Origin of the sequence: Streptomyces sp. MBT65 (assembly GCF_016612545.1) — a bacterium.
Lineage (GTDB): Bacteria > Actinomycetota > Actinomycetes > Streptomycetales > Streptomycetaceae > Streptomyces.
This window is the reverse complement of the sequence record NZ_JAENRY010000542.1, coordinates 1-2549: the sequence shown is the minus strand read 5'-3', so window position 1 is coordinate 2549 and position 2549 is coordinate 1. Positions and strand designations below refer to the sequence as shown.

General features: G+C 73.3%; 2 protein-coding genes. Both read right to left on the bottom strand.

Features of this window, described 5'->3' with window-relative positions:
* Positions 1-95: 95 nt before the first annotated feature.
* On the bottom strand, positions 96-1292 hold the full coding sequence (locus tag JHN63_RS49990; protein ID WP_200691775.1) for a serpin family protein: 1197 nt from the start codon (positions 1290-1292) through the stop codon (positions 96-98).
* A 109-nt stretch (positions 1293-1401) separates the two neighbouring features.
* Positions 1402-2549 (bottom strand): serpin family protein (locus JHN63_RS49985; RefSeq protein ID WP_234478906.1); only part of this gene is annotated, 1148 nt, incomplete at its 5' end.

Here is a 2549-nt window from a genome sequence, read left to right as displayed (position 1 = left end):
ACGATGGGGTGCCCTGCGGGGCCGGGGTGGGAAGCGCGCGGAGGATTACCACGTACGGAGCGCACCCGACCCTGAGTCCCCCCGGCCCCCTGCCCCTACCTCCGGTACGGCGTCGGGTCGGTGACCCAGCCCGCCGTCAGGACCAGCCGCGACTCCCGGTGCACGGCCAGGAAGCCGAACGGGCGGTCGAAGCGGGCCGTGACGACGGTCGTCGTGTGGCGGAGGTCGGGCCGGGAACCGCCGGGGCCGGGCGCGATCGCGGTCACCGCGCCCGCGCGGAAGCCGAGTGCGCCGAACTGGGCCACCGCGGACTGTTCGGCCTGCCCGACGGCCAGCGGGGACGGGCTGATGCCGGGAAAGTGGCCGCCCCTGCTGTCCATCGCCGTCGTGAGCCCGAACAGGCCGTGCAGCTCCCGGAGATCGTGCCGGGCCCGCATGTCGTATGCCACGGTCGTGACGGTCAGTTCCGGCTGTTGCGGTGCGGCACACCGGTGTTGCTCGACGCGCAGGCCCGGTCCCACGTCTCCGTGCGGGAGTTGACCGCTCGCCACGACCGGGAGACGGCGGGCCAGGACGTCAACTCCCCTGCCCAGCACCTGTCCTGGGGTCATGCGCTGTTCGCCGAGCAGCAGATGGACGTCGATTCCGTTGTCGCCGGGGACCTTCACCTCGGTGACACGACCGCGCGGGCCGCTCGCCACACCGGCCCTGTCGAGACGGACTCCGGTGCGGCGCAGACCGGTCAACTGCCGTCCCTGCCACGGCCCGGCGTCCGGTCTGAGCATCAACTCGCTGAAGGGGCGCGGCCATTCGGTACGCAGCGCGAGCGCGCTCGCCAGGACCATCAGCACGTCCTGGTCCAGCGCGACCGGCATCCGCTCGACCAGCCCGTCCGTCCGCTCGGCGGCCCACGCGTCCAACGCCCGCTGGGAGCCCGGGAGATCCTCGGTGAGCACCCCGTGCGTGTCCGCCGGCAGCCCCGCCAACCACTCCTCCCGTACGGCCAGTTCGCGCCGGGTCCACAGCCCGAGCGCGGAGTTCAGCCCGGGCATCGCTCGCATCAGGGCCGACAACTCCCGTGCGGCGGCGCCCGCTTGGTCGGCGGCCACACCCATCGCGTCCGAGAGTTCCGCCCGCGCGGCCCCCGCAGCCCCGTCGGCGAGGAACGCGAGCAGCGGCCACACGCCGGCCGCCGAGAACACGGTGCCTCCGGTTGTGGCGTCGGCCCAACGTGCTGTCAGCCGGTTGACCGCGTCGACGGTTCCGCCGCCGACGGCTGTGTCCGCGACCACCGCCCCCTGAACCGCTCCCAATTCCGCCCCCGCCCGTGCCGTAGCCCAAGATCGCGCAGCCGCGTGATCTTGTACGGGAAGGCTATCGTCGCCTGCTCCGCCCCGATGATCAGCCCTGGTCGTCGTCCTCGGGGAACGGCTCAGGGTCCGTGACCCAACCCGCCGCCAGGACCAGCCGGGTGTGGCGGTGCAGGTCGAGGAAGGCGAAGGGGCGGTCGAAGCGGGCGGTGACGGTGGTGGTCACGTAGCGGAGGTCCGGTATTCCGGCGGCTGTCCCGGTGATGGCTGTCACCGCCGCCGCGTGGAAGCCGCGTGCGTGGAACCTCGCCACCGTGGACTGCTCGGCCGAGCCGATCGCCAGCGGGGAAGCGCTGATGCCGGGGAAGTGCCCTCGCGTGGGGTCCTGGGCCGTCGTAAGGCCGAACAGGTGGTGCAGGTCGAGGAGATCGTGCCGCGCGCCCATGTCGTACGCCACCGTCGTGACGTCGAGTGTCGGTGGCTCCGGGCTCGTGCAGCGTTCCTTCGCCACGTGCAGGCCCGGTCCCGGTTCGCCGTAGGGGAGTCGGTCTCCGGGTAGTACGGGGTGACGGCCGTCCAGGATTCCGAGGCCCGCGGCCAGTACCTGCCCGGGCGTCATCCGCTCCTCGCCGAGGAGGAGATGGACGTCGATCGCCGTGTTGCCCAGGACCTTGAGCCGGGTGACATGGCCGTCCGGGGTGTCCGCCACGCCGATCCGGTCCAGCAGAAGCGTCTCCCGACGCAGGCCGAGTGGGACCCGGTCGCTCCAGTACACGCTCTCCATCGGCACCTCGTCGAAGGGCCGCAGCCACTCGGTGCGGAAGGCCAGCGCGCTCGCCAGCACCAGTTCGGTGGCGTCCGTCAGCTCCACCGGCATCCGCTCGACCAGCCCACCGGTGCGTCGTACGGCCCACGCGTCCAGGGCCGCGCGGTCGGCATCGAGGTCACCCGTGAGCACCCCGTGGGCCTCGGCCGGCAGCCCCGCCGCCCATGCCTCCCGCAGCTCCAGCGTCCGCTTCGTCCACAGGCCGAGCGCCGAGTCCACACCCCGCATCACCGCGAGCCCGGTCAGCAACTCCCTTGCCGCGGCGGCCGATTCGTCCGCGGGCATCCCCACCGCGTCCGCCAGCTCCGCCCGCGCCGCGCCCCCGGCACCGTCCGCCAGCAGCGCGAGCAGCGGCCACACCCCGGCCGCCGAGAACACCGTGTCCCCGTCGGCCGCCCCCGCCCACCGCGAGG